The 26212-nt window shown below is 67.3% G+C and carries 27 protein-coding genes; 16 read left to right on the top strand and 11 right to left on the bottom strand.

Annotated features, from left to right (window positions below):
- Nucleotides 1-36: 36 nt before the first annotated feature.
- The 8 genes from FA87_RS04965 (at nt 37) to FA87_RS04930 (ending at nt 7941) form a co-directional block, all read left to right on the top strand.
- Nucleotides 37-429, top strand: coding sequence for a hypothetical protein (locus tag FA87_RS04965; RefSeq protein WP_036115141.1), 393 nt, complete (start codon nt 37-39; stop codon nt 427-429).
- Nucleotides 430-1155, top strand: coding sequence for a biliverdin-producing heme oxygenase (locus tag FA87_RS19735; RefSeq protein WP_052191149.1), 726 nt, complete (start codon nt 430-432; stop codon nt 1153-1155).
- On the top strand, nt 1148-3034 hold the full coding sequence (locus tag FA87_RS04955; RefSeq protein WP_036115144.1) for a PAS domain-containing sensor histidine kinase: 1887 nt from the start codon (nt 1148-1150) through the stop codon (nt 3032-3034). The genes FA87_RS19735 and FA87_RS04955 overlap by 8 nt, the downstream gene beginning before the upstream one ends.
- A 12-nt stretch (nt 3035-3046) precedes the next feature.
- A complete protein-coding gene (locus FA87_RS20925; RefSeq protein WP_043692778.1) occupies nt 3047-3748 on the top strand; it encodes an arginyltransferase in 702 nt (233 codons plus the stop codon).
- 17 nt (nt 3749-3765) lie between these two features.
- Nucleotides 3766-4788 carry a 3',5'-cyclic-nucleotide phosphodiesterase gene (locus tag FA87_RS04945; protein ID WP_043692776.1) on the top strand — a complete coding sequence of 341 codons (1023 nt, stop codon included), beginning with the start codon at nt 3766-3768 and terminating at the stop codon, nt 4786-4788.
- 88 nt (nt 4789-4876) lie between these two features.
- Entirely contained in the window at nt 4877-5671 is a 795-nt protein-coding gene (locus tag FA87_RS04940; protein WP_043692775.1) for an ABC transporter substrate-binding protein, read from the top strand.
- Between the two features lie 81 nt (nt 5672-5752).
- A complete protein-coding gene (locus FA87_RS19730) occupies nt 5753-7318 on the top strand; it encodes a sensor histidine kinase (RefSeq protein ID WP_156128494.1) in 1566 nt (521 codons plus the stop codon).
- Nucleotides 7288-7941: a response regulator transcription factor gene (locus tag FA87_RS04930; protein WP_081907558.1), complete on the top strand. Its 654-nt coding sequence runs from the start codon at nt 7288-7290 to the stop codon at nt 7939-7941. The genes FA87_RS19730 and FA87_RS04930 overlap by 31 nt, the downstream gene beginning before the upstream one ends.
- A gap of 1 nt (nt 7942) precedes the next feature.
- On the opposite strand, the gene pdxH is transcribed toward FA87_RS04930, so the two are convergent.
- Both pdxH and FA87_RS04920 read right to left on the bottom strand, forming a co-directional pair.
- Nucleotides 7943-8530 (bottom strand): pyridoxamine 5'-phosphate oxidase, encoded by a 588-nt coding sequence (pdxH, locus tag FA87_RS04925; RefSeq protein WP_043692771.1) that lies wholly within the window; start codon nt 8528-8530, stop codon nt 7943-7945.
- Nucleotides 8531-8640: 110 nt separating this feature from the next.
- A complete protein-coding gene (locus tag FA87_RS04920) occupies nt 8641-9483 on the bottom strand; it encodes an NAD-dependent epimerase/dehydratase family protein (RefSeq protein ID WP_043692768.1) in 843 nt (280 codons plus the stop codon).
- A 7-nt stretch (nt 9484-9490) separates the two neighbouring features.
- On the opposite strand from FA87_RS04920, the gene FA87_RS04915 reads away from it, so the two are divergent.
- From FA87_RS04915 to hemE, 4 genes are all read left to right on the top strand, one after another.
- Nucleotides 9491-10021, top strand: a complete 531-nt coding sequence (locus tag FA87_RS04915; RefSeq protein ID WP_043697416.1) for a shikimate kinase — start codon at nt 9491-9493, stop codon at nt 10019-10021.
- Entirely contained in the window at nt 10021-11094 is a 1074-nt protein-coding gene (gene aroB, locus FA87_RS04910) for a 3-dehydroquinate synthase (RefSeq protein WP_156128493.1), read from the top strand. Before FA87_RS04915 ends, aroB begins: the two co-directional genes overlap by 1 nt.
- Before the next feature lie 67 nt (nt 11095-11161).
- Nucleotides 11162-11425 carry a WGR domain-containing protein gene (locus tag FA87_RS04905; RefSeq protein WP_036115167.1) on the top strand — a complete coding sequence of 88 codons (264 nt, stop codon included), beginning with the start codon at nt 11162-11164 and terminating at the stop codon, nt 11423-11425.
- Entirely contained in the window at nt 11415-12488 is a 1074-nt protein-coding gene (hemE, locus tag FA87_RS04900; protein ID WP_043692762.1) for a uroporphyrinogen decarboxylase, read from the top strand. Before FA87_RS04905 ends, hemE begins: the two co-directional genes overlap by 11 nt.
- A 109-nt stretch (nt 12489-12597) precedes the next feature.
- On the opposite strand, the gene FA87_RS04895 is transcribed toward hemE, so the two are convergent.
- From FA87_RS04895 to purT, 5 genes are all read right to left on the bottom strand, one after another.
- On the bottom strand, nt 12598-13110 hold the full coding sequence (locus FA87_RS04895) for a tetratricopeptide repeat protein (protein ID WP_043692760.1): 513 nt from the start codon (nt 13108-13110) through the stop codon (nt 12598-12600).
- Between the two features lie 3 nt (nt 13111-13113).
- Nucleotides 13114-15447 (bottom strand): penicillin-binding protein 1B, encoded by a 2334-nt coding sequence (gene mrcB, locus FA87_RS04890; RefSeq protein ID WP_043692756.1) that lies wholly within the window; start codon nt 15445-15447, stop codon nt 13114-13116.
- A 97-nt stretch (nt 15448-15544) separates the two neighbouring features.
- Entirely contained in the window at nt 15545-16363 is an 819-nt protein-coding gene (locus FA87_RS04885) for an NAD-dependent epimerase/dehydratase family protein (protein WP_342633151.1), read from the bottom strand.
- Between the two features lie 20 nt (nt 16364-16383).
- Nucleotides 16384-18099, bottom strand: a complete 1716-nt coding sequence (locus tag FA87_RS04880) for a hypothetical protein (RefSeq protein WP_043692750.1) — start codon at nt 18097-18099, stop codon at nt 16384-16386.
- Nucleotides 18100-18170: 71 nt separating this feature from the next.
- A complete protein-coding gene (gene purT / locus FA87_RS04875; RefSeq protein WP_043692748.1) occupies nt 18171-19352 on the bottom strand; it encodes a formate-dependent phosphoribosylglycinamide formyltransferase in 1182 nt (393 codons plus the stop codon).
- A gap of 147 nt (nt 19353-19499) precedes the next feature.
- On the opposite strand from purT, the gene FA87_RS04870 reads away from it, so the two are divergent.
- Together FA87_RS04870 and FA87_RS04865 are read left to right on the top strand one after the other, a co-directional pair.
- Nucleotides 19500-21026: a transglutaminase-like domain-containing protein gene (locus tag FA87_RS04870; protein WP_043692745.1), complete on the top strand. Its 1527-nt coding sequence runs from the start codon at nt 19500-19502 to the stop codon at nt 21024-21026.
- An 89-nt stretch (nt 21027-21115) separates the two neighbouring features.
- Complete coding sequence (locus FA87_RS04865; protein ID WP_081996464.1) at nt 21116-22606, top strand: transglutaminase-like domain-containing protein; 1491 nt, start codon at nt 21116-21118, stop codon at nt 22604-22606.
- Nucleotides 22607-22645: 39 nt separating this feature from the next.
- On the opposite strand, the gene FA87_RS04860 is transcribed toward FA87_RS04865, so the two are convergent.
- Complete coding sequence (locus FA87_RS04860) at nt 22646-23023, bottom strand: DUF423 domain-containing protein (protein ID WP_036115192.1); 378 nt, start codon at nt 23021-23023, stop codon at nt 22646-22648.
- Between the two features lie 80 nt (nt 23024-23103).
- Here FA87_RS04860 and FA87_RS04855 point away from each other — a divergent pair, with 80 nt between their 5' ends.
- Nucleotides 23104-23721, top strand: coding sequence for an SCO family protein (locus FA87_RS04855; RefSeq protein ID WP_036115195.1), 618 nt, complete (start codon nt 23104-23106; stop codon nt 23719-23721).
- Nucleotides 23718-24167, top strand: coding sequence for a copper chaperone PCu(A)C (locus FA87_RS04850; RefSeq protein ID WP_036115198.1), 450 nt, complete (start codon nt 23718-23720; stop codon nt 24165-24167). The genes FA87_RS04855 and FA87_RS04850 overlap by 4 nt, the downstream gene beginning before the upstream one ends.
- Nucleotides 24168-24176: 9 nt before the next feature.
- Here FA87_RS04850 and FA87_RS04845 read toward each other — a convergent pair whose 3' ends face one another.
- The 3 genes from FA87_RS04845 to FA87_RS04835 are packed head-to-tail and all read right to left on the bottom strand — an operon-like array spanning nt 24177 to nt 26183.
- Complete coding sequence (locus FA87_RS04845; RefSeq protein WP_036115200.1) at nt 24177-24446, bottom strand: acylphosphatase; 270 nt, start codon at nt 24444-24446, stop codon at nt 24177-24179.
- 1 nt (nt 24447) lies between these two features.
- On the bottom strand, nt 24448-24915 hold the full coding sequence (locus tag FA87_RS04840) for a TlpA disulfide reductase family protein (RefSeq protein ID WP_052191147.1): 468 nt from the start codon (nt 24913-24915) through the stop codon (nt 24448-24450).
- Nucleotides 24912-26183 carry a YihY family inner membrane protein gene (locus tag FA87_RS04835; protein WP_036115203.1) on the bottom strand — a complete coding sequence of 424 codons (1272 nt, stop codon included), beginning with the start codon at nt 26181-26183 and terminating at the stop codon, nt 24912-24914. The genes FA87_RS04840 and FA87_RS04835 overlap by 4 nt, the downstream gene beginning before the upstream one ends.
- Nucleotides 26184-26212: the final 29 nt, after the last annotated feature.

Genomic DNA, 26212 nt, shown 5'->3' with positions numbered 1-26212 from the left:
ACGGCGGACGGGGCGGCAATCCCGTAGAATCGGGCCATGCGCCAGATCTATACCTCCCCCCGCCCCGAAAACATCGACCGGATCGTCGCGTTGCTCGCCGAGCACGCGATCGAGACGACCGTCACCAACCGTTCGACCTGGAATCGCCCGACCTACCAGCGCTTCAGCTATTCGCAGCGCCAGTCCGACCGCGATACCTGGCCGCAGGTGTGGGTAAAGAGCGCCGACGATTTTCCGCAGGCCCGCGCCTTGCTGAAGGACATCGGCATCGAACCGGTCGTGCGTTTCCAGGAGGAACTCCAGCTGCACCGCACGCCGGACCGCCGTCCGGTCGCGCAGCGCACCGCGTCCCGCGTGCGCCTGATGGTGCTGACCATCGTCGCCGGGGTGATGCTGGTGGTGTTCCTCAAGGCCACCCAGGTCCTCTGAGTGGACGACATCGTGGCGCCGCGCCCCGCCCATCTCCTGCTGCGCGAGGAAACCCGCGAAGCGCACGAGGACACCGAAGCCTCGGGCGGCATGCGCCGGCTGATGGACGGTGAGCTGGACGTGGCGGGGTATGAGGCGCTGCTGCGTGCGCAGCTGGGGTTGTTTGATGAGTGGGAGGCGGATCGTGCCGGGTGGCTGGCTGACGTCGTACCTCAGGCGGGTTGGAGCTATGTGTCGCGGGCGTCGTTGCTGCGGGGCGATCTGGCTGTCGCGAGCGGGGCTCGCTCCTACACGAGCCGCCCCGTCGAACGTCACGCCCCCCCTGTAGGAGCGAGCCCCGCTCGCGATGCCCCTGCCCCTGCCCCTGCCCCTGCCCCCGTAGGAGCGAGCCCCGCTCGCGACGCTCCTGCCTCTGCCCCTGTAGGAGCCAGCCCTTCCGGCGATTCGACCCGCGACTCCGCGACCTGCTGGGGCGAACTCTACGTCATCGAAGGCTCCGCCCTCGGCGGTCGCCTGATCGTCCGCCGCCTACGCGAACTCTACCCGGACCGCGACCACCGCTTCTACGCCATCGGCGAGGAAGCCCCCTCGGCCTGGCGCCGTTTCCAGCACATCCTCGACACCCAGCTGCATGACGACGCCTCGCGTCGCGCCGCCGTTGACGGTGCGCGACGCATGTTCGCCCGCTTTCGACAGACCCTGATGGAGCCTGCCGCGCATGTCTGACCTGCCCGACCTCAACGCCTGCGACCGCGAGCCGATCCACATCCCCGGCTCGATCCAGCCCCATGGGGTATTGATCGTGGCCGACGCGGCGACGCGGACGATTCTGCAAATCAGCGAAAACGCGGCCGACGTGCTGGGTGTCGACCTCGACGCCGTGCTGGACGCGCCGCTCCACGAAGTGATCGGCCTCCCCGACGACCTGTTCATCGACGATGAGCGGCCGGCGCACAGCTCCTGGGTCCCCGTGGTGTTCCCGCACGACGTGGACAAGTCGGGCTGGTATGCCACCGTGCATGCCTATGACACGCGCTGGATGATCGAGATCGAGCCGCGCGAAGACTATTTCGACGACGATCCGCTCCGCGTCGCCTACGACCTCACGCACAAGCTGGAAATCGACGGCAACGTGCAGCGCGCGGCGACGCGTGTCGCGCGCACCATCCGTGGCCTGCTCGGCTACGACCGCGTCATGGTCTACCGCTTCGATCACGACTGGCACGGCGAAGTCGTCGCGGAGTCGCGCAAGGACGAGCTGGAGCCCTATCTGGGCCTGCACTATCCCGCCACCGACATTCCGGTGCAGGCGCGCGCGCTGTACCTGCGCAACCGGGTCCGCCAGATCAGCGACTGCAAGTACATCCCATCGCGCATTCTCCCGCCCTACGATCCGCAGACGTCCGAAGCCACCGACCTCAGCGATGTCTCACTGCGCAGCGTTTCGCCGGTGCATCTGGAGTACCTCGGCAACATGGGGGTCACCGCCACACTGGTTGCCTCGATCATCGCGAACGGCCGCCTCTGGGGCCTGATCGCCTGCCATCACTACAGCCCGTTCTTCTGCGACCACCGCATGCGTCAGGTGGCCGATTCCGTCGCGCGCGCGTTCGCCACGCGCGTCGCCGCGATCGAGGAGATGGATAAGATCGAGGTCGAGAGCACCCTGCTCACGGTCCGCGAAAAGCTGATCACCGCGTTCAACGAAAGCGATCGCATCGATCCCGAACTGCTGGCCACGCTCGCACCGGAATTGCTCGAGGTGGTCGACGCCGATGGCGTGGCGATCTTCGCCGGCAACCGCGTCATCCGCCATGGCCATCTGCCCGACGAAGCCGCCCTACTGCGAATCCGCGATGTCGTCGGCACGTCGGATACGCCGATGATGGCCGACAGCATCACCGGCGTGCTCAATACCGACGAGGTCGGCAGGCACTATCCCGAGCTGGCCGGACCCGAATTCGCCGGTCTCGCGGCGGGCGTGATCTTCATGCCGCTGCAGGCCGACTCGCATAACGCGGTGGTCTGGACGCGCGCGGAGCAGGTGCGCAACGTACGCTGGGCAGGCAACCCCTCACTGGCCAAGCTCGAGGTCATCCCCGGCGCGCGCCTGTCGCCCCGGCAGAGTTTTTCGTCGTGGCAGGAAACGGTGCGCGGTCGCTCGCGGCCATGGTCGCGCCAGCACCTCGACTCCGCCCGCGGCCTGCGCGTGCTGATCGAGATGATGGAGCGCAAGCATTACCAGCAAAGCTTCGCGCTGATGCGTGCGTCGCTCTCCCGCCTGCCCGACGCCATCGTCATCACCGACGCGAGCCATGCCGACTGGCGCCAGTGCCAGATCGTCTTCGTCAACGACGCCTTCGTCCGCGCCACCGGGCATCGCGTCGAGAGCCTGGCGGGCCTGCATATCGGCAGCATTCTGGTGGGCGATGACGCCATGTTCGCCCGTCGCGCGGGTACGCTGGACGCCGCCGAAGCCGCGCGCATCGATGTCGCCCTGCGCAAGGCCGACGGCGGCGTGCTGCAGGGCCGCCTGGAACTCGAACCGGTCACCGATGCCACCGGCACCATCACGCACTGGATGTCCGTCCACCACCGGGCGTAATAAGATCGGTCCATGACCGATCGAGTCCGCCTGTTTCAGACATTGCCGCATTCCTGCGGTTATTTCGCCGAGCGGACGGCACAGAACCTGGTGGTCGATCCCGGCGCGCCGCATCTGGACAAGCTCTACGGGCCCGCGCTGGCCAAGGGCTTTCGCCGCGCCGGCGGGCACCTTTACCTGCCGCAGTGCGCCGCCTGCCAGGCCTGCGTGCCCTGCCGGATCGACGCCGATCGGTTCACGCCGGACCGCACCCAGCGCCGTTGCGCCTCGCGTAACGCCGATATCAGCGTGACCGAGACGCTGCCGGGCTTCACCAGCGAACGCCACGAACTCTACGAGCGCTATCTTCGCGCGCGACATCCTGGCGGCGGCATGGACGCGGCGGATGCGGAGGATTTCCAGCGCTTTCTCGCCGCGCCCTGGAGCCCGACCGTGTTTCTGGAAATGCGCCAGGGCGAACGTCTGCTCGGCGTCGCGGTGACCGACATCGCGCTGGCCGGTGTCTCGGCCGTCTATACGTTTTTCGATCCGTACGAATCGGCGCGAAGCCTGGGGACCTTCGGCATCCTGCAGCAGGTGGCGCTCGCAAAGCGCCGCGGCATTCCGTACGTGTACCTCGGGTTCTGGATCGCGGGGCATCCCAAGATGGATTACAAGCGGCGCTTCCATCCGCTGGAAATCCGCAAGCATGGGCGCTGGATCGAGACGCCCTGAGCGGCGATCATGCGTGCATGACATCCCTGCCCCTGATCCGCGCGGCGTGGTTCGCCCTCGCCTTCCCCTTAGCCGACGCAGCCACGGCATCGCCTCCTTCTCCCACCGACGTCGCGCCCTCGTTCGAGCTGGTCGCGCTCGGCGTCGAAGGCGGCATCCGCACCGACAACCTCTCGGCGTACCTGCTCAAGGCCACCGGTGACGACAGGTACCTCGGCCTCGACGCCGGAACGCTGGTCTCGGGTATCCAGGTCGCCCTGGCGCACGGCGCGCTGCCGGAGGCCCATGGCAGCGATCTCGCGGCGGCCGGGAACGTGTTGCGCAACGGCATCGCGGGCTATTTCATCAGCCACGCGCATCTGGACCATATCGCCGGCCTCGTCATCGCATCGCCCGACGATCGCGGCAGCAAGCCGCTGTACGGGCTCGCCTCGACCACCGAACGCCTCAGCGCCGATTACTTCAACTGGGACGCCTGGCCCAACCTGGCCAACACCGGCAAGGCGCCCGCCATCGGCCGGTATACGCTCACCGCCGAACCGCCCGGTCGCTGGTTCGAGGTCGCCGGTACCTCGATGCAGGCGGCCATCTATCCGCTGTGGCACGACAGCGCCGTGTCGTCGATGATCCTGCTGCGCCACGGGGACGCGTATTACGCGTATTTCGGCGATACCGGCCCGGACGCGCTTTCGAAAGGGCAGCATCGGCTTGCCGACATCTGGCAGGTGCTGGCGCCACTGGTGCGCGCCCATCGGCTGAAGGGCCTGCAGATCGAGGTATCGTCGCCCGGCGATGTACCCGACGCACAGCTGTTCGGACACATGACGCCCGCATGGCTTCACCGTGAGCTGGCGGCCCTGGCCACGCAGGCGGGTGACCCCCTTGCCCTGCACGGGCTTCCCGTCATCATCGACCACATCAAGCCCAGCCTGGAACCGGGGCGCGACCCGCGCGCCCTGATCGCCCGCGAGCTGTCCGAAGGCGACACCACCGGTGTCCGTTATGTCGTTATCGGCCAGGGCGACCGGGTAAAGCTTTGACGCAGGCTGCCGATCTGTGAAAAGCCCCGCGTTGGCTCCCGGCTCCACGAGCGACGACAATCGGGGTCTGTCCCGCACCGGAACCGCCATGGGCCCGCGCCGCATCGTCTGCCTCACCGAGGAACCCACCGAAACGCTTTACCGTCTCGGTGAGCAGGACCGTATTGTCGGGATCAGCGGTTTTACCGTGCGCCCGCCGGAAGCGCGCCGCGACAAACCGAAGGTCAGCGCCTTCACCAGCGCGAAGGTCGACCGGATCCTGGCGCTGAAACCCGACCTCGCCATCGGCTTTTCCGATATTCAGGCGGACATCGCCCAGGCGCTGATCAAGGACGGCGTCGAGGTCTGGATTTCCAACCACCGCAGCGTGGAAGGCATCCTCGATTACATCCGCCGCCTCGGCGCGCTCGTCGGTGCGGCCACCCGCGCGAACGCGCTCGCCGATGAGCTCGAGCGCGGCCTCGACGCCACGCGGGAAGCCTCCGCGCGTCTGCCACGACGGCCACGGGTGTATTTCGAGGAGTGGGACGAGCCTTACATTTCGGGCATTCGCTGGGTCTCCGAACTGGTGACGCTGGCCGGTGGGGACGACGTGCTTCCGCATCGCGCCACCCAGCCGCTGGCGAAGGACCGGATCATCGGCGACGCGCAGGAGATCGTCTCGACGGCGCCCGAGATCATCATCGGCTCGTGGTGCGGCAAGCGCTTCCGCCCCGAGCACGTCGCCGCACGCGCGGGGTGGGAGGACGTCCCGGCAATCCGCGACGGCGAACTCCACGAGGTGAAATCGCCGCTGATCCTGCAGCCGGGTCCGGCGGCACTGACCGACGGCCTGGCCGAGCTGCGCCGGATCATTCACGGCTGGAGCGCCCGGCATGTCTGACACGCGCACGCCAGACTGGTATGACCGCGGCGCGCCGGGTCCGGCCCTGCGGACGTGTCGGGAGGGCCTGTGCCGCAGCGCATGAAACGCGCGACGGGCAGCACCGCCCAGTGGTGCGGCGGCGTCCTCGTCGGCACAGCGGCCGCGCAGCTGCTGTCGGCCGCGCTGTGGAGTCAGCAGGGCGGCACACACATCGTCTGGTTCCCGGGCGCCGTGCTGCTCGGCGCCCTGCTCGTCTCGCCGCCGTGTCGCTGGCCGTGGCTGACGGCATCCGCGCTGGCCGGTCTGATCGGCGCCTGCGTCGGCCTGTTCCGCCTGCCCGTGCTCGATACCTGCATGGTCCTGGTCGCGGCCATGGCCCTCGTCCCTCCCGCGGCGTGGCTGCTGCTGCAGGTGCGGGGCGACGCGCCGCTGCTGCAGGACTTCGGCAAGCTGACGGCCTTCGGCGCGATCGCCATCGTCGCCCTGCCGGCCGGGTCGGCGACGCTGATCGGACTGGTCGCCCCGTACACCGTCTTCCCCGGCGTCATCCTCAGCGACTGGCTCAACGTCGCGCTGGCCCATTCGCTGGGCTACGTGTTGTACGTGCCGGCCTGGATCAGCGTGCGCAGTTCCGACGCCGCCGTCCGTCACTCGGGCCCGCTGTCAGTGGTCTTCCTGCTGGGAATGGCCGCGTCCATCGCCCTGCTTGGCGCGGTCTGGTACGCGTTCGGCGACCGGCCCGGTCTGCTGCCGCTCTTGTGCCTTGCCCCGGCACCGATCCTCACGGCCGCCTGCCTGCGTGCCCAGATGGCCGGCAGCGCGGCGGCGATGTTCGTCATCGTCGTGATGGCCGCCCATCTGAGCGTCGACCGGCACGGCCCCTTCGTCTCGGACAGCCTGCAGAGCACGACCCTCGGCGTGCAGCTGTGGACGCTCGGCGCCACGTTCTGCGCCCTGGTCGTCAGCGCCATCGTGGAACAACGCCACGCCAGCCAGCGTGCCCTGGACCTCGCGCGGATCGACATGCGCGAGCTGGCCGGCCACCTGATCGCCACCCAGGAGCAGGAGCGCGCGCGCCTGGCGCGCGACATTCATGACGATATCAATCAACGACTTGCTGCGACATCCATCGGCCTTAGCGCCTTGCGGCGCCGCCTTCCACCACCCGCCTCGACCGACGTGGACACCCTGCAGAACCAGGTCATCGAGCTGTCGGAGGACCTCCGGCTGATGTCGCACCAGCTTCATCCGGGCTGGCTGAGCCATGCCGGACTGCGCGAAGCGCTGCAGGCGTTGTGCGCCTCGCCGCGGCACGCCAGCGAACCCGATGTAAGCTTGTCGGTACCGCCTGAGGTTGCCGCGTTACCCGGCGAGGTCGCTCTGTGTTTCTATCGGGTCGCCCAGGAAGCCTTACGAAACGCGCTGCGTCATGCCGAGGCCTCCCGCGTCGACATCGCGGTGGCAGTTTCGGACAGACAGGCGGTATTGAGGATCGCGGACGACGGCCAGGGATTCGACCCGGACGAACTTCGGTTTCACCGCTCCGGCATCGGTCTCATCAGCATGAGTGAAAGGGCGAAGCTGCTGGGTGGCAGCTTCGACCTCCGCAGTGCACCAGGTAAAGGAGTCGAACTATGCATACGCATACCGTTGCATCACCCTTGAATCACGATGGACCACCGCGCATCGTCTTCGCGGACGACCATCGCATGGTCGCCCAGGGTATCGAGCGCCTGCTGGAGGACACCTACGACCTGGTCGCCCTGGTCGAGGACGGTGGCACGCTGATGGAAGCGATCGCCCGCGAGGCGCCCGACCTCGTGCTGTCCGACGTGAACATGCCACGCGGCAACGGGCTAGAAGTGCTCAAGGCGCTGCGCGCACGCGGCGACAATACGCCGTTCGTCTTCCTCACCATGCATGCCGAACCGGCGCTCGCCGCGATGGCGATGAAGGCCGGCGCCAACGGCTATGTGCTGAAGATGGCCGCGGGCGAAGAACTGCTGCTGGCACTGCGCGAAGTGCTCGCGGGAAGCACGTATGTCACGCCGTCGCTCGGTGTGCATTCCACCAGCCGGCCACCGAACGAGTTGCGCGAGCTCACGCCCAAACAGCGCGAGGTGCTGCGTCTGGTCGGAACCGGCCTGCGCTCGCGGCAGATCGCCGAACAGCTGGGCCTGTCGGCACGAACGGTCGAGGCGCACAAATACATGATCATGCAGATCCTCGGCGTACACAGCACGGTGGAACTCGTGCGTCGCGCCGAAGACCTGGGTTTGCTGCTGTAACTCAGGGGTACAACATGCGCGTGGACCACCGCGAATCGTCTTGGTCGTGCACGATGCGCTCGTGCAGACGGAAGGTGGCGCCGTACCAGAATTCCACGCGGTCGGGCTTCATCAGGTAGCCACCCCAGTGCGGCGGGCGCGGAACGTCACGCCCGGCAAACTCCTGCTCGAAATGCGCGACGCGCTCCTCGAAGGTCTGGCGGTCCGGAAGCGTCTGGCTCTGCTTCGACGCCCATGCACCGATCTGGCTGCCACGCGGACGGCTGGCAAAATAAGCGTCCGATTCCGCGTCGTCGAGCCGTTGCACGCAGCCTTCGAAACGCACCTGCACACCCTCGCGGATCTGTTTCCAGTGAAAGCACAGCGCGACCTGCGGATGCTCGGCGATCTCCCGGCCCTTCGCGCTTTCGCGGTTGGTGTGAAAACGCAGGCCGTGCTCATCGATGCCCTTGAGCAGCACGATGCGCGAGTGCACCCGGCCACTGGCGTCGGACGTGGCGAGATTCATCGCCGTCGGCTCGCGGTCGCCGCTGGCTTTCGCCTCGTCGAGCAGGCCGCGGAAGGTATCGAGAATGTCGGAAGTCAGCATAGTGTCCGGATGCTAGCACGCCCGGTCGAGGTGTCCCCGGACGTTTCGTCGCGCCCACCCGACCCGCGGGAGCGCGCCCGCGGGAGCCAGCGCCGTCGGCGATACGCCTCTCAGATCAACGCCGCATATCCATCCCGCGCATCCCTCCAGCGACACCGGAACCCCGCATCCCGCAACAACGCATTCGACAAGCGCTTGTTCCCCACGCCCGCCGGCCCCGGCCCCTCGCCCGGCAACGCCACGCCGAGCAATCCCGCCAGATGGTCATACAACACGTCGATCGGCAGGGGTGTGTCGTCCACCCCCACGTACACCGGCGCGGGCTGCTCCAGCGAAAGCACCAGCGCCAGCGCGGCCGCGGCATCGTCGACATGAATCCGGTTGGCGTAGATCCCGCGCCCTCTCGGCACCACGACCTTCCCCTCACGTAGCCGGTCGAGCAACTGCGTCCTCCCCGGTCCGTATAAGCCCGCCAGACGCACGCTGACACCACCGATATCGCGCGACGCGAGCCACCGCTCCCCTTCGAGCAACACGCGCCCGTTGAATCCCATCGGCGCGGGCACGGTCGTTTCATCGACCCAGTCGCCGCCATGCTCACCGTAAACAGCCGTCGACGAGACGAATACGGTTCGACGCGGCGGCGCAGGCAACGCATCGACCAGATGACGCAGACCGTCGGGGAAGATGGCGCGGTAAGCCTCTTCGTCGCGCGCGCCGGGCGTGGGCGCGTAGACCACGGCATCAGCGTGAGGAAGGGCCTTCAGGGTGTCGGGGCGCGTGAGATCGCCACGCAGCCAGCGGATGCCGTCGCCGTCCCGCCGTTCGCTCCGGCGCAGGGCGAAGACGCGATGCCCCGCCTCGACGAGACGCCGGGCGACGCGCGTGCCGACGTCACCCGCGCCCGCGACGAGCACGGTTTCGTACCTCTGGGGATGGCTTGTTGCTAGCATGGATGCGATGAATCCCTCGCCCAACCTGTTTCTGGTCGGCCCCACGGGCGCCGGCAAGACCACGATCGGACAACGCCTCGCGGCGCATTATGGCCTGCCGTTCGTCGATCTCGACGTGGAGATCGAAGCCCGCCTCGGCGTGACGATTGCCAGCCTCTTCGAGAGCGAAGGTGAGGCGGCGTTTCGCGCGCTGGAATCCGCGCATCTGGACGAGTTTAGTCGCGCCGACGGCATCGTGCTCGCGACGGGCGCGGGCGCCGTGCTCGACGAAGGCAATCGCGTGACGCTGGCGGAGCGCGGCACCGTGCTGCTGTTGTCAGTCAACGTCGACGAACAGTTCGACCGTCTGCGGCACGACCGGGCACGGCCGATGATCGCGGGCACCGACCGGCGGGGCAAACTCGAAGCGCTGGCCGAACATCGCAACCACCTCTACGAAGAGATCGCCGACCTGATCTTCCACGGTCGCCACGAACACGTGGACGCCGCGGTGCCCCGCGCCGTCGCCCTCCTCGACCGTCACTGGAAACGCCCCTGATGGACATCGCAACCGTCGACGTCGACCTTGCCGGTCGCAGCTACCCCGTCTGGATCGGTCCCGGCCTGCTGGCCGACAACGCACGCTGGCGCACGGCGATCCGCGGCCGCCACGTGCTGGTGGTCAGCAATACGACCGTCGCGCCGCTCTATCTCGATGCGCTGGCCCAGGGGCTGGATGGTCTGCGCTGGTCGTCGTACCTGCTCGAGGACGGCGAGACGCACAAGACCTTCGCCAACGTCGGCAAGGTGCTCGAAGCGCTCGGTGAACTCGGCGCCACACGCGACGCCTGCGTGATCGCGCTGGGTGGCGGCGTCGTCGGCGATCTTGCCGGTTTCGCCGCCGCCTGCTGGATGCGCGGCATCGACTTCGTGCAGATCCCGACCACCCTGCTGGCGATGGTCGACTCGTCGGTTGGTGGCAAGACGGGCGTGAACCTGCCCGCGGGCAAGAACCTGGCCGGGGCCTTCCACCAGCCGCGCGCCGTGGTGGCCGATACCTATGTGCTCGATACGTTACCGCAGCGCGAGTTTCGCGCAGGGCTGGCCGAGATCGTCAAAGGCGCGGCCATCGGCGATCCGGACTTCTTTGCCTGGCTGGAAGATCACGCCGATGCGCTGAGCGGGCGCGAAACCGGCCCCCTTATCGAGGCGATCGCCCGCAAGTGCCGCTACAAGGCGGGTGTGGTGGCGCGGGACGAAACCGAGCAAGGCGAGCGCGCGTTGCTCAATCTCGGCCACACCTTCGGGCACGCGCTGGAAACCGCGGGCAATTACAGCGAGATCCTGCACGGCGAAGGCGTCGCCATCGGCATGGTGCTGGCGGCGAAACTCTCCGAACGGCTGGGCATGGCCCCGGCGACGGATACGCAGCGTCTGGTCACCCTGCTGCGGCGACTGGACCTGCCCACGCAACCCTCGGGCAAGCATGCCGCCAGCCGGCTTCTGGAACTGATGCGGCTGGACAAGAAGAACACGGCCGGAACGCTGCGACTGATCCTCTGGCGAGGTATCGGCCGGGCGGAGATCGTCGCCGGGGTGGCCGAGGACGACGTCCTCGGCGTGCTCATTTGACGCACAGGGTGCGCCCTTCCGGGGGAGCGCCTACAATGATCGGCCCTGCGCCAGCCCGGATCGCTCGATGCGGATCTACATGCAAACCATGCCCGAAGCGGGGACCGAAGCACCCCGCTACGTTCAGATCACGCTCGAACAGGACCTGTTCGGCGGCTGGACCCTGTACCGCGAAAGCGGCGTGCAAGGCGGCAAGGCCTCGCTCAAGCGCGAGGTACACATCGAACGCGACAGCGCGCTGGCGGCATTCGAAAAAGCGCGAGACGCGCAACTGAAGAAAGGCTTCAAAGTGATGTTCAGCCAAGGTCAGGAGTCGGCGCATGGCCGCTGACGTCCTGCGTAACGACCGTTTTCTCCGCGCGCTTCGTCGCGAACCCGTCGACACCACCCCCATCTGGGTCATGCGCCAGGCCGGCCGTTACCTGCCGGAATACCGCGCCACCCGCGCGCGGGCTGGCAGCTTCATGGGCCTGGCGACGAATCCTGAATTCGCCTGCGAAGTCACGTTGCAGCCGCTCGAGCGTTTCGAGCTGGATGCCGCGATCCTGTTTTCGGACATCCTGACCATTCCCGATGCGATGGGTCTCGGCCTGTCCTTCGAAGCGGGCGAGGGTCCGCGCTTCGCGCGCCCCGTCCGCGACGCCGCCGCGATCGACAAGCTGGTCGTGCCCGATATGGATGGCGAGCTGCGCTACGTCATGGACGCGGTGCGCCTCATCCGCAAGGAGCTCGACGGACGGGTGCCGCTGATCGGCTTCTCCGGCAGTCCGTGGACGCTCGCCTGCTACATGGTCGAGGGTCAGGGCTCGAAGGACTTCGCGCAGGTCAAGGCGCTGGCCTGGAACGATCCCGCGCTGGCCCACCGCTTGCTCGACACCATCGCGCGTTCGGTCGCGGCCTACCTGGTCGCTCAGGCCCACGCCGGGGCGCAAGCCCTCATGATTTTCGATACCTGGGGCGGGCTGCTCGGTCCCGCGCCGTTCCGCGAGTTCTCGCTGCGCTACATGGCCCGGGTCGTGGACGCACTGAAGGCCGACCCGGTCAGCCGCGACCTGCCGGTCATCCTGTTTTCGAAAGGCGCGCACGGTCAGCTCGAAGCGCTGGCCGATACCGGCTGCGATGGCCTGGGTGTGGACTGGACCATCGACATCGGCGAGGCGCGCCGTCGTGTGGGCGACCGGGTCGCCCTGCAGGGCAACCTCGACCCCGCCGTCCTGCGCGCGTCACCGGAGATCGTGGCGCGTGAGGCCCGCGCGGTGCTGGATTCGTTCGGCAACCATCCAGGCCACGTGTTCAACCTCGGCCACGGCATCACCCCGGAAGTGAATCCGGAGAACGTAAAGGTTCTCGTCGATACCGTGCACTCCCACGGCCGGGCGATCCGGGGAAGCTGAGGCCCCCTCTACCCCTGTAGGAGCGCGCCCCGCGCGCGATGCTTCTGACCACGAACCTGTTCGCGCCAGAGGATATCGCGCGCAGGGCGCGCTCCTACGGGGTCTTATCTCAGAACCGGTTCGGTCCCGCGATGTGGCATTTGTTGAGCTCGGTCTTCGCCGACGCGGCGCCGGCCTGATCGTTCGCCTGCAGACGCATCTCGACCACCGTCTGCCAGTTGCGTGCGCAGAGGCTGCCGGACTTCGGACCCATCTCGAACGACTGTTTGGCCAGCTGCTCCGCACGCGGGAAATCCTGCATGCGCACGGCGATTTCCGCGCGGTCCTGGATCAGCTCGGGCGCGTCCGGTGCGCGCTTCAGCGCCTGCGCGAGCTTGGCGTCGGCATCGGGATAGTTGCCCGCGCGCTCGTCGGCCGAGGCGGCCTGCTGCAGGCCCTGGACGCCCGGATCGCGCAGCGGCGCGACTTCGATCGCCGACTTTTCACGCTCACCCGCGGCGCGGATCTGCGCCACGATGTCGTAAGACGGCTTGCTGGGGCGGGTGGCTTGCGGCGGCGCCGGCTGGCTGCAGGCGGCGACGAGGGTGACGGCGGCAATGGCGCAGAAGCGAAAGCGATGCATGGGTCAATCCGTAGGATTACTGGGAACGGGCGGCGCGGGCTGGGCAGCTCCGTCACCGCCGCCGAACATACCCTTGAATCGCTGCCAGAAACAGCCCTCTTCCGCTTCCGGCACGTAACCGGACACGAACGGGAACTGACGCGCGCCTTCGCACGACGGGTCCGTGCGCTTACCCGTCTGCGGATTCACATAGGCCATTTCCAGGCCCTCGCCCGGCGCCGCTGACAGCGGACGCGTCGGCAGCTTGCGGAACAGCTCCTGCCAGACCTTCATGCTGCCGGTAGCGCCGTAGAGGCCGGTGGGCTTGTTGTCGTCACGGCCCATCCAGATCACCGCGAGACGGTCGCCCGTAAAGCCGGCGAACCAGGCATCGCGCTGGCTGTCGCTGGTGCCGGTCTTGCCCGCCGCGTGCAGATAGGCGAGGTTCGAATTGCCGATGGCCGCAGCCGTGCCGCCGTTGACCACCTGCTGCATGGCCCATGTCGTGAGGCGCGCGGCGGTCTGGTACTCGCCTTCGCCCTCCTTCACTTCGTAGCGCTTGATCGCCTGGCCCTTGCTGTCCATGACGCCGCGCACGGCCACCAGCGGCAAGGCGTGCCCGTCGGCGGCGATGTACTCGTACAGCTGCGCCACCTGCAGCGGCGAGATGTCGATGGCGCCGAGCAGGAGCGACGGACTGGGATTGACGCCCTCGAGCCCGAACGACTCGAGAAAGCCCTTCACCCGGCCGACGCCGACCTGCATGCCGAGGTTGACCGTCGCCAGGTTCCACGAATGGACCAGCGCGTCCAGCATCGGTACCTGGCCGTGGACCTCGCGGTCATCGTTCTGCGGCGTCCATGGGGTACCGTCGGGCTGACGCATGTTGATCGGCGAGTCGTCGACGATCGACGCCAGCGACCATTTGGACGGCTGCGCCAGCGCGACGAGATACACCAGCGGCTTGACCAGCGAACCGATCGAGCGACGGGCATCGAGCGCACGGTTGAAACCCTGCTCACCCGGATCGCGCGAACCGACCACGGCCAGCACGCTGCCGTTGGTGGTATCGGTCACCACAGCGGCGGCTTGCGCGGCGGCGCCCCGCTTGCCGAGGCTCTTCATGGTCGTGACGATGGCCTGCTCGGTATAGAGCTGCGCCGTCGGATCCAGCGTGGTGAAGATGCTCAGGCTGCCGTCGCGCAGCGCGGCTTCGTCGAAGTCCGCCGTGATCTGCGACCGCACCAGTTGCATGAAGGCCGGGAAGCGGTTGTGCGGCAGCTGTGCGTTGGGCGCGATGCCCAGCGGCGCGGCCTGCGCCGCCCTGGTCTGCGCGTCGTCGAGCAGGCCGGTGTCGTGGAACTGCTGCAGGACGAGGTTGCGACGCGACAGGGCACGGTCCGGATAACGACGCGGATCGTAATAGCTGGGGCCCTTGACCAGGCCGATCAGCAGGGCGATCTCCTGAGGACGCAGGTCTTCAAGACGGCGGCCGAAGAAGAACTCGCCGCCGGCGGCGAAACCGTGCACCGCCTGATTACCCTGCTGGCCCAGGAAGACCTCGTTGACGTAGGCCTCGAGGATACGACCCTTCGGATAATGCGCCTCCATCAGCAACGAGAGAATGGCCTCGTTGACCTTGCGCAGCATGTTCTGGTCGCGGTCGAGGAACAGGTTGCGCACCAGCTGCTGGGTCAGCGTCGAGCCGCCCTGCACGGTGTGACCGGCGCGGATGTTGGCGACGGACGCGCGCGCGATGGCCGAGAAATCCAGACCGATGTGATTCTTGAAGTCGCGGTCCTCGACCGCCTGCAGGCCCTGCACGAGCAGCGGCGGCACGTTCTCCAGACGCACGATGCGACGCTCTTCCTGCTGCGCGCCATACAACGTCGCGATACGTGCGGGATCCAGATGGATCGACTTGATCGGCTTGTCATTGGTGTCGTCCACCACCGAGGCGACCTGACCATTGGCCAGGACGACACGGATGCGGTGCGGCAGCTCGCCGCCATCCGGACCGAAGTAGCCATGCGAAGCGATGATGAAGCGCGAGCCGTTCTTCGAGTAGCTGCCCTGGACCTTGCCGGCTCCTTCGGTGGTGTAGCCGGCAAAGGTCAGTTCCAGCTCGAGGGCCGCCGGCGTCAGTGCCTTGCCCGGTTCCAGTGGCAGCGGCCGCGCATAGACGCGGGTGGGGACCGCGAACACGAGGTCGTTGAAGCGCTCCTGCAGGCGCGCATTGAGAATCAGCGTGTAGGGCAGCAGGAAGCCGAACAGCAGTCCCATCACCAGCCAGAAGGGAATACGCAGCCACGGCCAGGCCGTGCGCAGGAGGGAGCCAAGACGATTCAGGAAAGCCAACGCGGGGAAGTCCTGCGAGAGAGGTCGGAGACCGATGATAGGGGCAGTTCACCGGCGCCCATCTGAACGGATGCGGGCAAAGTGAGGGCGATGCGGATCAGCGGACCGGCTGCCAGGTTCCGGGCTGCGGCCGGAAAGGCCGCGGATGCACACCGAGGATGGCCTCCAGGTCCGTATTGTCGGCAATCAGGTCGGTATCGAGCCTGTTCACCGGTCCGCGCATGAGCGGCGACACGGACGCGGCAAGTTCGAGCACCAGGCGAGGGACCGGGAGCGGCAGCACGAACCCGCCGGCGCTCCGCTGCGTCCGCCGGAACATGTCCGCGGCCGTGAGCCGTTCACCGCCGCCCATGGAGAGGGTGCGGCCGCGCGCCGCCGGTGTCCGCAGAGCGGCGACGACGGCCGCGGCGATATCGTCCGCGTGCACCGGCTGGCGCTGCCCCCGACCTGCCGGCAGCGGGAAGATATGGCGCCGGCGGGCGGACGCCACGATAGGCGTCAGGCTCTTGTCCATGCCGGCCCCGTAAATAAGCGTCGGCCGGAAGACGGTCCATGGCATACCGCGCGATGCGCAGGTCGCGATCAGCATCGTTTCCGCGTCCCGCAGGCGGCGCGACACTTCCCGCTCTTCGGGCACCTGCGATTCGCGCTTGGTTTCGGCGCTCATCGACGACGTGGCGACGATGTGGGGAATGCCCGGCAACCGCATCTCGGCAAGCCACTTTGCCAGCAGATCGATGGGCCCCAGCGAGACGACGGCCTGCAGCGGCGGCAGCTCCGGCATGCCGTCCGGAAGATGACCCGACCGCCAGCGAGAGTCGTTGCCCGGCGGGCGCCGGCTGACCGCCATCCACGCATATCCCTCCGCCTCGAGTCGCGGAAGTAGAAAGTGCCCGATCTGGCCGGACGCGCCCATCACCAATACCGTCATCGTGCTCAGCGCCCTGTCGCGATGCGCTCATAGGCGCTTTGCAGCCGCGGATCGTCCGGCACGTAGCGTCGTGCGTGGTCGAGCGACTGGAAGGCGCCCTGGCGATCGCCGCTGGACGCGCGCTGCAGCGCGTTATCGATGAGGGCGCTGCCGAGGCGATGACGCATCTCGCCCTGGGAAGCATCGCCCGGCGCCAGGTCCGACAGGGTGCCGTACAGATCTTCGGCGCGCTTTACGTTGCCAGCGGCGACGGCCTGCTGCATCTGCTTCTCGACCTGTGCGGGCAAGCCCTGCAGGCCCGCGCGAGCGGTCGGGTCGTTGCCGTCGATCGCCAGGGCGTTTCGGTAGAGGTCGTAGGCACTGTCGCCCGGGGGATCCATGATGTCGCCGCGCGACGCCGCGGCCTGTGCACGACGAACCAGATCGGCGACCTTGGCTTTCTGCTCCGGACTGACCGCGAGCGAGGCTTCCGGTGCGTTGTCGTCACCTGCCTGCGCGCCCGCCACGGGCGGGACACCAGCGGCCGCATGCCCGTCGCCACCACCCAGTCGTGCGCGTGCGGCGGCGAGTTCGGCGGATTTCGGGGCGAGCTTCGTCGCCTGATCGAGCAGCCTCGCCGCCTGGGCGTCGTCATTGCTGTCGAGGGCGGCATTGGCTTGCACGATCAGCGCCTGCGCCACCTGGCCGAGTCCGGCCTTCGCGCCCGCGTTGTCGGGGTCCGCGGCGAGCGCGGCGTTGAAGCGCGCCAGCGCGGTGTCGTCGCCGTCACCGGTGAAGCGCCCCGCGCGCATCGCATCGTTGCCCTGCTGGATGAGCGTGGCGATCGCCTGGTCGTCTTGCTTGCGTGTTTCCGCCAGCGAGGCACGCAGCGACGGAAGGTCGCTGTAGCCGGGCACGAGGATGGCGATACGATCGACCAGCACATTGGCCCTGGGGCGATCGTTGTCGGAAATCGCCTGCCTTGCCTGCGCCGCCAGCGCGTCGCCCACACGATCGAGACCGCGTGCCGCCACCGTGTTGTTGCGGTCGGCGTCGAGCACCCGGCGGTAAAGCGCCCCCGCACCGTCGTCACCGTCGAACTTGCCGGCGGCGAACGCCGCCTGCGCACGGTCGATCAGTGATTCGGTGTGGCCCTGCGGATTACGCGCCTGCGACAGCTGCTGGGTGAGGCGTTCGACGTCGCTGCCACCCCCGAGCAGTTCGCGGGCGACGTTGAGCGCGGCTTCGGCTTCGTCAAGGTTGCCCGCGCTGAGGGCGGCGTCGGCGCGAGCCACTTCCGCCATGCCGACGCGGCGCAGGCCGTCGCGCGCCTGGTCGCTGTCGGGCTGCTGGTCACGCGCCTTTTCGAACAGTTCGCGGGCGCTGTCACCCGCCGTGCCATCGAGCTTGCCGGCCGCGAGGGCCTGGTTGGCCTGACCGAGGAGATCGTTGAGCTCCGTCGCCGGCATCAGATTGCGCAGCCGGTCCTGCTGCAACCACAGGCCGGTGACGCCACCGATGAGCACGAGAACCAGCACCGGAATGAGCCAGCCGCGTTTGCGCTCGCGCCGTGGCGGCGGTGGCGTAGGTCCACCCGTACGCCGACGCGGCTCGTCGACGACGATGTGAGGCAGGCCGTCGTCCACCGGCGCGGCCGGACGGTCGAGGTCATCCAGCCGGCCGAGCGTCGGCTCGGTGCGACCGCGATGGTCGTGATCGTGGTTGTCTTTGCGTCCGCTCATGGGCGTGGGTCTTCCCTAGGAGCGGAGCAGCTTAACATTCAGGCGTGAACGGCCGTTGTAGGCCGCGCACGTCAGATTTCGACGCGGATCCGGCTGGCCGCGCGCTTGGCCTTCTCGAGGGCCTCGTCGACCGTCGCGGCGCGCGCCAGCGTCACGGCCATGCGGCGACGGCCGCGCACTTCGGGTTTTCCGAAGATACGCAGCATGGTGCCGGTCTCGGCCAGGGCTTCCGCCACGCCGTGGTAGGTGGGCGAGTGCCCCTCCCCTTCCACCAGCACCGCGCAGGAGGCGGCGGGCGAAAAAGCGTGAATCTCCGGCACAGGCAGACCAAGGATGGCGCGGGCATGGAGGGCGAACTCGGACAGATCCTGCGAGATCAGGGTGACCAGGCCGGTATCGTGCGGCCGCGGGCTGACTTCGGAGAAGATCACTTCGTCGCCACGGACGAAGAACTCCACCCCGAACACCCCCCAGCCACCGAGCGCGGCCGTGATCGCGTCGGCCTGGCGTTCGGCGGACGCTCGCGCGGTATCGCTCATCGGCTGCGGCTGCCACGACTCGCGATAGTCGCCGTCTTCCTGGCGATGGCCGATGGGCGCGCAGAACGACACGCCGTCCCGGTGGCGCACCGTCAGCAGGGTGATCTCGTAATCGAAGTCGATGAAGCCCTCGACGATGACCCGGCCCCGACCGGCACGACCGCCGGCCTGCGCATATTCCCATGCCGCCTGCGCATCGGCGGGCGTGCGCAGTACGCTCTGGCCCTTGCCCGACGAGCTCATCACCGGCTTGGTGACGCACGGCGTACCGAGGACGTTCACCGCGTCGACGAACTCCTCGTAGGTGTCGCAGAAGCGGTAAGGCGAGGTCGGCAGGCCGAGCTCCTCGGCGGCGAGGCGACGGATGCCCTCGCGATCCATGGTCAGCCAGGCCGCCTTCGCGGTGGGGATGACCCTGAGACCTTCCTTCTCCATCTCGATCAGCGTGGGCGTGTGGATCGCCTCGATCTCGGGCACCACCAGATGCGGCTTCTCTTCCTCGATCAGCGCGCGAAGGGCCTTGCCGTCCAGCATGTCGATGACGTGGCTGCGGTGGGCCACCTGCATCGCCGGCGCATTGGCGTAGCGGTCCACGGCGATCACCTCGACAGCGAAGCGCTGCAACTCGATGGCGACTTCCTTGCCCAGTTCGCCGGAGCCCAGCAGGAGCACCTTGAGGGCGGTATGGGAGTGCGGCGTGCCGAAGGTATTCATGCGAGGGAGGTCCAGGAAAGCGTGATCGCACATTCTAGGTGTCGCGCCACGGGGGTGCCAGCGGGCCTTACATGAAGGTTTGCATCATTGACACGACAGCTAATCGTGCTTTCATGCGATCTGGCCTTACAACGTGGATGTATGCCCATGCGTCGTCAGATCGTCGCGCTCGCGCTCCTGTCGAGCCTCGCCACCGCCCATGCACAAGATTCGAAGACCTGGATGAGCGTGATGCTCGACGGGCGCAAGGTCGGCAAGCTGGTCACGGAACGCTCGGTCACCGGCGACACCGTGACCACCCGCCAGGCCATCGATCTGCGCGTCACGCGTGGCAGCACGCCACTGGTCACCCATAACGAAGCGGTCGCGACGGAGAGCCTCGACGGCAAGCCCCTGGCGTTCCACGCCAGCAAGACCGGCTCATCGCAGGAGAACGCCGTCGACGGCCAGCCGCGCCCCGACGGAACGTTTCAGGTGACCACGCGCGTCGGCGACGATGCGCACGTCAGCCTGCTGGCGTGGACGCCAGGCGCGGTGCTCAGTGAAGGACAGCGGCTAGCCATCGTCGCCGGCGGCTTCAAGGCGGGCAGCCACTACCCGCTGAAGACCTTCGACGCCATGAAGCAGGAGGTCGCGACGCTGGACGTCGAGGTGATCGGCGACGAGATGATCGACCTGCCGGGCGGCACGGAACGTCTCCATCATCTGCGCCAGCGGCTGGCCGGCGGCAGTGGCGCACAGTCGCTGGACATGTGGGTGAACGACCGCGGTGAAGTGCGTCGCGGCATCTCGCCACTGCTCGGTTTTCGTATGGAAGTCGCCGCGTGCGACGAAGCCTGCGCGACGGCGCCCGACCAGGACATCGACGTGCTTCGCTCGGCCATGCTGCAGTCGCCACGGATCATTCCGAACGGGTCGCAGGGTCAGGCGATGACGTATCGCTTTCACCTGCGCGACGATCTGCCGGCACCGTTCGTCAACACGGACGAGCAGCAGGTGAAAAAGCTGTCGAACGGCGATTACGAGATCACCGTCGGCCATCCGCAGAGGCATGACGACGAACCCGGCCCGACGCCTGAAGACACGGCGTCCAACCCCTGGGTGCAGTCGGACGCACCCGAGGTGATCGCGCTGGCGAAGGAGGCCGTCGGCAACGCATCCAGCGATCTGAACCGGATGCGCCGCCTGCGCAGTTTCCTGACCAGTTATATCGACCAGACCGGTCTGGAAGTCGGCTATGCCTCCGCGCTGGAAACTATCCAGACGCGCCGTGGCGACTGCACGGAACACGCCGTGCTGCTGGCGGCCATGGCGCGATCGCAAGGCATTCCGACGCGCATCGTCACCGGCCTCGTCTATGCACAGCGATTCGCGGGCGCATCGCGGGTTTTCGTCCCGCACACCTGGGTGCAGGCGTGGATCAACGGGCGCTGGGAAAGCTTCGATTCCGCGCAGTCGCGCTTCGACGCCACCCATATCGCTCTCGGCGTCGGCAGCGGCGATCCCTGGCGCTTCTTCGCGTCGATGGCATCGCTGGGACGCATGCAGGTCGCCGACGTCAAGATCTCCGGATCGATGCCCGATTTCATGCAGGGTCCGGCGCCGTCGCAGCAGCCCGCGACCCCATCGTTCAACCCGGTGGGCCCTGTCGGCCAGACGGGCGGCCGTCGCTGATCCGGGCATGCCCCCCGCCCACGGGGGGCTTGACTGTGACGGCAAAAGTGCTGTGATGGAGCCGTCCCCGCCCATCCGGACGTACGCACATGAGACGGTATCCAGTCGTTCTCGCCGTACTGCTGTGTCTCCTGCCCGCGTGTGCGCTGGCGACGGAGACCTGGATGACCGTGTTGCTCGACGGGCGCAAGGTCGGCAAGGTCCGCATCGAGCGTGACGTCGTGGGCGACCGGGTGACTACCTCGCAGAGCCTGGATTTCCGCCTCACCCGCGTGAAGACGCCGCTTGCGATGCATACCGATGTTCGCTCGGTCGAGACCATCGCCGGTGCTCCCCTCGCGTTCTACGCGCGTAGCAAGATGTCCGCGCAGGAGAACACCGTCGAGGGCACCGTTCGCGACGACGGGGCCTTTCAGGTATCCAACACCGTGGGCGGCCAGTCGAAGGTAAACCTGCTGATCTGGCCATCCGGGGCGGCGCTGATCGAAGGCCAGCGACTGACCATGGCCACTCATGGTTTCAAGCCGGGCACGACGTACCGTATGCGCAGCTTCGATGCGGTGAAGCAGCAGGTCGCCACCGTCGACATGGAGGTGATCGGCGACGAGATGGTCGACATGCCGCTGGGGCGCGAGTCGCTGCACCACCTTCGGCAGACCCTGGCCTCGGGCAAGAACAACCCGTCGGTCGATCTGTGGGTCGACGACCAGGGCTTCGTCCGTCGCGGCATCGCACCGTTGCTCGGCTTCCGCATGGAAATGACGGCATGCGATGAGGCCTGTGCCAGTGCACCCGACCAGGACGTCGACCTGCTGCGCGCGGCGATGATCGGCGCACCCCGCCCCATGACCGCCAACCTTCGCTTCGCACCGGTCCGATATACGATCCTCGTGCGCGGCGGTTACACCAGTCCGTTTGTGCAGACCGACGAGCAACGCGTCACCCCGATCGGCGACGGGCTCTACCAGCTGGACATCGGGTTTTCCCAGTCGCACAGCGGCGAGCCCGGCCCGCTTCCGGAGGACACGGCGCCCAATCCCTGGGTGCAATCCGACTCGCCTGAAGTACTCAGCATGGCGCGATCGATCGTGGGCGACGCGGCGACCGATATTCAACGCATGCGACGCCTGCGCTCCTACCTCTCGGACTACATCACGGAGAAAGGGCTGGACGTCGGTTACGCCTCGGCGCTGGAGACGATCCAGACCCGGCGTGGCGATTGCACGGAACACGCGGTGTTGCTTACCGCCCTCGCCCGCTCGCTGGGCATTCCCACGCGCGTGGTCACCGGCATCGTCTACGTCGAGCGATTTGGCGGCGTAAACCGGGTCTTCATCCCGCATGCCTGGGCACAGGCGTGGATTGAAAACCGCTGGGTGAGTTTCGACTCCGCGCAACGCCGCTTCGACGCCACGCATATCGCACTGGGCGTGGGTGACGGCGAACCGTGGCGCTTCTTCTCGGCGATGTCGGTCCTGGGCAGGGTCCGCATCGAGCGCGCCATCCCGGCATCGTCGCTGATGGACATGCCGGCACCGAGCATGGGTGACATGGGCGGCGGAGCTGGCAAAGGCGGGTGATGGAGACGCTCTTGCAGGGAGCCGGCCCTGCTGGCGATCCTACGGCGCCCGCCGCAAGGACAGCCCGACCGCGATCCACGCAACGATAAACGCCACCCCGCCAAACGGCGTAATCGCCCCCGTCCACCGTGGCGCCCCCAGTGCCAGAGCGTAGAGGCTCCCCGAAAACAGCACGATGCCCACCGCGAGCAGCGCGACGGCGACCGATCGCGCCCGTCCCGGCGCCAGCCCGACCACCGCGACGAACATCGCCAGCGCATGCCAGAAGTGATACTGCACCGCGGTGTGCCAGACCTGCAGCCCGGCATCATCGACCACGCCACGCAGGGCGTGCGCACCGAAAGCACCCAGTCCCACGGCCGAAGCACCGGCCACGCCGACGAGAAGAGCATGGGCACCACTGACAGGTTGTCGCATTCGGTTCGTTCCGGATAAGGGCGTGCCTGGGAACCGGCACGGGTGTCGTATCCTGCGCAGGATATCCCGCGGAGTGTCGCATGAAGCCGTTCCTTGCCCGCCGGGTCATGCTGACCCTGCTCGCCCTCGTCTCACTGGCTGCGCTGAGCGCCTGCCAGCACGAGCCTCAGCCCGAGTGGCGACTGAACGATGTGTCGGGCCACCTTCCCGACCTGGACTTCAGGCTGACCGACGACAACGGCAAGGCGGTGACCGGTGCCGACTACCGCGGCAAGGTGACGCTCATGTACTTCGGCTACACCCACTGCCCGGACGTCTGCCCGCTGACCCTGACGCAGCTGCACGTCGTGCTCGGCCGCCTCGGGCCTGCCGCCGACAAGGTCCGCATCCTTTTCGTCAGCGTGGATCCGGCGCGCGACACCCCGCAGATCATGCACGACTACGTCAACGCCTTCGACAAGCACGCCGTGGGCCTGGTCGGCTCCGATGCCGATGTGGAAGCGCTGGCCAAACGCTATCGCTCCGCATTCACCCGTGAGCCCGACAAGGGCGACGGCGCTTATGATGTCAGTCACAGTTCGGCCATCTACTTCTTCGATGCCCAGGGCAAGGCACGCCTGCTTGCCACACCGTCGGCGTCACAGGACGACATGGTCCACGACCTGACCCTGCTCACCTCGCTGGAACCCCACGCATGATGCTTCGCTCGCTCGCCGCCGCTCTGCTCGTTTTCGCCACGACGGCGCATGCCGCCGATACCGCGCCTGTCGTCGATGCCAGCGCCGCATGGATCCGCGTCCTCCCCGGCAGCCTGCCCGCCGGCGCGTACGTGACGTTCGAGAACCGGTCGACGACCGCACTGAAGATCGTCGGTGCGGAGAGCGCCGACTACGCCGAAGCCATGATCCACCGCAGCAGTACCGAAGGTGGCATGGGGCGCATGGAAATGGTGGACAGCGTGCCCCTGCCCGCGAATGGCAAAGTCGAGTTCAACCCGGGCGGCTATCACGTGATGCTGGAGAAGCCGAAGCATCCGGTGAAGGCGGGCGATACGCTGACCATCACCTTCGATTTGTCCGACGGGAAGAAGCTGCCGGTGACGTTCATCGCGCGGCCGGCGAATGCCACGGGCCCGAAGGACTGAGGCGCGCTCCTACCGGATGAGGAAATCCACGGGCGCATCGTGCGCCCCGATGTCCTCGCGATACATCTCGTCCACCCGCGCGTGTTCCGGTCCGTCACGCAGCCAGACCTCGAGCTGGTCGATCGCCGCGGCATCACCGTAAGCGACCACCTCGACGCTGCCATCCGGCAGATTGCGCGCATGGCCGGTAAGCTTCAGCGCCACGGCCCGCTCGCGCGCCGAAGCGCGGTAGAACACGCCCTGCACCTTGCCTCTCACGATGAAGCGTGCGGCTTTCATCTCATGACCCCCTGGCGATGGCCTCGCTCAGTTTCTCGCCCGTCACCGGGCCGACGAAGCGCTGGGCGACGTGGCCGTCCGGCGCGATCAGGTAGGTGGTGGGCAAACCCTTGGGCGGGTCGAAGTCCTTCGGCGGTGCCGTGACGTCGAGCTGAGCGATGGGGTAGACCACCGGATGCTTGTCGACGAAGGCCTTGATCTCCTTCGCGTCGGTGTCCTCGAAGGCGAGACCGATCGCCACGACGTCCTTGCGGCTCTTCACGAACGCGGAAATGTCGGGCATCTCCTTGATACACGGCACGCACCAGGTGGCCCAGTAATTCACGATCACCCACTTGCCGTGCTGAGCGGAAAGATCGAACGGCTTGCCCTCCAGCGTGGTGACCTTGAGCTCGGGTTTGGCGGCGGTGGCCGCCATCGCGGGCGTGGCGAGTGCCAGGGCGACGACGGCGAGTGTGCGCAGGATCATGCGGGGGAATCCTCGATGGAAACGGGTGCGGGTGTCGGAGGGAACAGCTGGTCGAGTCGCGCACCGAGCGTGGCGTCGAGCGCCGCCGCTAGGTTGTCCAGCAACACCAGCAGGTCGGGCGGAAGGTAGATGCCCATGCGCTCGACCTGCTCGCGCGGGCGCAACGGCAGACGGTACTGCGTGCAACGGTACACGCGCAGGAGTTCGGTCGTGTCGAGGCTGCGACTGAGCAACCAGCCACCGGCCTCGCCACGCTGAATCATGTCGGCGCGCTGCAGGTCTTCGAAATAGCAGGCGATCGCGCTGGACGGAAGATACGGCTCGCGCAGGCGGATGATGGCCGGATCGACGCTGTCACCGCGACGCTGCGCCTCGACGAAATGCTGCAGCACGACGAGCAGACCGATGAACTCCGCGCCTTCCGGCAAGGCTTCGGTCGGTACGACGTACTCGAAAGCGGAAATCGACGCGGCGATGGAGGCGCCGAGGATCACGATGATCCACGACAGGTAGATCCACAGCAGAAAGATCGGGATCGCGGCGAGCGCGCCGTAGATCTCTTCGTAGTTGGGCGAGTTGCGGATGAACTGGGTGAAACCCCAGCGCGCGAACTCGAACAGGATCGCCCCCAGCAGCGCACCGATGGCCGCATGCCGCCACGAGATGCGGCGGTTGGGCACCATCGTGTACATCAGCACCAGCGTCACGAAGGTGATGACGAAGGGCAGCAGGCTGATCAGCCGGAACTGCGAGGCGATCTGATCGGCCGCCGCGTGCAGCAGCGGAAACGCGGTGATATAGGACGACAGGGCCAGACCGCCGACGACGAGGATCGGCCCGAGGGTGAGGGCCGCCCAGTAAAGCAGCAGCCGCGAGGTCCAGCCGCGCGGCTTGCGCACACGCCAGATCCGGTTGAGACGATCCTCAATGCTGATCATCATCGAGACCGCGCTGAACAGCATGACCAGGATGGAGATGCCGGTCAGCTGGCTGGCCTTGTCGGCGAAGGCCAGCATGTACTCCTGGATCTTCATGCCGGTGGCCGGCACGAAGTTCTGGAATGCGTAGTTGGCCAGGGAGCCGCGCCATTCCGCGAACACGGGGAAGGCCGAAAGGATGGCGAAGATCGCAACGGTCAGCGGCACCAGCGAGACCAGCGTCGTGTAAGACAGTGCGCCCGCGGTCTCGAAGCATTTGTCGTCGACGAAACGCAGCCAGGTGAAGCGGGTGAAGCTCAGGGCGCGGTCGCGGTCGAAGCGCAGCGGCATGGTGGTCCTTGAATCCTGGTCCCGGTGGT

It is taken from the genome of Luteibacter sp. 9133, assembly GCF_000800155.1.
Taxonomy (GTDB): Bacteria; Pseudomonadota; Gammaproteobacteria; order Xanthomonadales; family Rhodanobacteraceae; genus Luteibacter; species Luteibacter mycovicinus.
This window is presented reverse-complemented; position numbering and strand designations above follow the sequence as displayed.

What these genes read in the sequence shown, in the direction of transcription:
- FA87_RS04965 (WP_036115141.1), top strand. Translation starts at nt 37, where the DNA reads ATGCGCCAGATCTATACCTCCCCCCGCCCCGAAAACATCGACCGGATC.
- FA87_RS04955 (WP_036115144.1), top strand. Translation starts at nt 1,148, where the DNA reads ATGTCTGACCTGCCCGACCTCAACGCCTGCGACCGCGAGCCGATCCAC.
- FA87_RS20925 (WP_043692778.1), top strand. Translation starts at nt 3,047, where the DNA reads ATGACCGATCGAGTCCGCCTGTTTCAGACATTGCCGCATTCCTGCGGT.
- FA87_RS04945 (WP_043692776.1), top strand. Translation starts at nt 3,766, where the DNA reads ATGACATCCCTGCCCCTGATCCGCGCGGCGTGGTTCGCCCTCGCCTTC.
- FA87_RS04940 (WP_043692775.1), top strand. Translation starts at nt 4,877, where the DNA reads ATGGGCCCGCGCCGCATCGTCTGCCTCACCGAGGAACCCACCGAAACG.
- FA87_RS19730 (WP_156128494.1), top strand. Translation starts at nt 5,753, where the DNA reads ATGAAACGCGCGACGGGCAGCACCGCCCAGTGGTGCGGCGGCGTCCTC.
- FA87_RS04930 (WP_081907558.1), top strand. Translation starts at nt 7,288, where the DNA reads ATGCATACGCATACCGTTGCATCACCCTTGAATCACGATGGACCACCG.
- pdxH (WP_043692771.1), bottom strand. Translation starts at nt 8,530, where the DNA reads ATGCTGACTTCCGACATTCTCGATACCTTCCGCGGCCTGCTCGACGAG.
- FA87_RS04920 (WP_043692768.1), bottom strand. Translation starts at nt 9,483, where the DNA reads ATGCTAGCAACAAGCCATCCCCAGAGGTACGAAACCGTGCTCGTCGCG.
- FA87_RS04915 (WP_043697416.1), top strand. Translation starts at nt 9,491, where the DNA reads ATGAATCCCTCGCCCAACCTGTTTCTGGTCGGCCCCACGGGCGCCGGC.
- aroB (WP_156128493.1), top strand. Translation starts at nt 10,021, where the DNA reads ATGGACATCGCAACCGTCGACGTCGACCTTGCCGGTCGCAGCTACCCC.
- FA87_RS04905 (WP_036115167.1), top strand. Translation starts at nt 11,162, where the DNA reads ATGCGGATCTACATGCAAACCATGCCCGAAGCGGGGACCGAAGCACCC.
- hemE (WP_043692762.1), top strand. Translation starts at nt 11,415, where the DNA reads ATGGCCGCTGACGTCCTGCGTAACGACCGTTTTCTCCGCGCGCTTCGT.
- FA87_RS04895 (WP_043692760.1), bottom strand. Translation starts at nt 13,110, where the DNA reads ATGCATCGCTTTCGCTTCTGCGCCATTGCCGCCGTCACCCTCGTCGCC.
- FA87_RS04885 (WP_342633151.1), bottom strand. Translation starts at nt 16,363, where the DNA reads ATGGGCGCGTCCGGCCAGATCGGGCACTTTCTACTTCCGCGACTCGAG.
- FA87_RS04880 (WP_043692750.1), bottom strand. Translation starts at nt 18,099, where the DNA reads ATGAGCGGACGCAAAGACAACCACGATCACGACCATCGCGGTCGCACC.
- purT (WP_043692748.1), bottom strand. Translation starts at nt 19,352, where the DNA reads ATGAATACCTTCGGCACGCCGCACTCCCATACCGCCCTCAAGGTGCTC.
- FA87_RS04870 (WP_043692745.1), top strand. Translation starts at nt 19,500, where the DNA reads ATGCGTCGTCAGATCGTCGCGCTCGCGCTCCTGTCGAGCCTCGCCACC.
- FA87_RS04865 (WP_081996464.1), top strand. Translation starts at nt 21,116, where the DNA reads ATGAGACGGTATCCAGTCGTTCTCGCCGTACTGCTGTGTCTCCTGCCC.
- FA87_RS04860 (WP_036115192.1), bottom strand. Translation starts at nt 23,023, where the DNA reads ATGCGACAACCTGTCAGTGGTGCCCATGCTCTTCTCGTCGGCGTGGCC.
- FA87_RS04855 (WP_036115195.1), top strand. Translation starts at nt 23,104, where the DNA reads ATGAAGCCGTTCCTTGCCCGCCGGGTCATGCTGACCCTGCTCGCCCTC.
- FA87_RS04850 (WP_036115198.1), top strand. Translation starts at nt 23,718, where the DNA reads ATGATGCTTCGCTCGCTCGCCGCCGCTCTGCTCGTTTTCGCCACGACG.
- FA87_RS04845 (WP_036115200.1), bottom strand. Translation starts at nt 24,446, where the DNA reads ATGAAAGCCGCACGCTTCATCGTGAGAGGCAAGGTGCAGGGCGTGTTC.
- FA87_RS04840 (WP_052191147.1), bottom strand. Translation starts at nt 24,915, where the DNA reads ATGATCCTGCGCACACTCGCCGTCGTCGCCCTGGCACTCGCCACGCCC.
- FA87_RS04835 (WP_036115203.1), bottom strand. Translation starts at nt 26,183, where the DNA reads ATGCCGCTGCGCTTCGACCGCGACCGCGCCCTGAGCTTCACCCGCTTC.